The following is a 561-nucleotide window of genomic DNA, read 5'->3' as shown; positions in this document are numbered from 1 at the left end:
GGCGGCGATCTCGGCGATGACCTTCTCGATGGTGTCGGCGTCGGAGTCGACGGCGCCGGTGCAGGACATGTCGCCGACGGTGCGGTAGCGGACCTGCCGGGTCACGAGGGTCTCGTCGTCGTGGGGTCCGCCCCAGTCGCCGGCGGTGAGCCACATGCCGGCGCGGGCGAAGACCTCGCGCCGGTGGGCGTAGTAGATCTGGGGGAGGTCGATGTGTTCGCGGGCGATGTACTGCCAGACGTCGAGTTCGGTCCAGTTGGAGAGGGGGAAGACGCGGACGTGTTCGCCGGGGGCGTGGCGGCCGTTGTAGAGGTTCCACAGTTCGGGGCGCTGGCGGCGGGGGTCCCACTGGGAGAACTCGTCGCGCAGGGAGAAGACACGTTCCTTCGCGCGGGCCTTCTCCTCGTCCCTCCGCCCGCCGCCGAAGACGGCGTCGAACTTCTCGTGCTGGATCTTCTCGGTGAGGGGGAGGGTCTGGAGGGGGTTGCGGGTGCCGTCCGGGCGTTCCTTGAGTGCTCCGCTGTCGATGTAGTCCTGGACGGAGGCGATGTGCAGGCGCAG

Annotated in this window: 1 protein-coding gene; it reads right to left on the bottom strand. The window is 69.2% G+C overall.

Annotated features, from left to right (window positions below; translation table 11 throughout):
* Positions 1 to 561: sulfate adenylyltransferase subunit CysD (cysD, locus tag ABEB00_RS35785; RefSeq protein WP_345624913.1), on the bottom strand; the 561-nt coding region annotated here is incomplete at both ends.

The sequence above is a fragment of the Streptomyces ziwulingensis genome, from assembly GCF_039542605.1.
GTDB classification, from domain to species: Bacteria; Actinomycetota; Actinomycetes; order Streptomycetales; family Streptomycetaceae; genus Streptomyces; species Streptomyces ziwulingensis.
Note: the sequence above shows the minus strand (reverse complement) of the source record. Positions and strands in the feature narration are given on the sequence as shown.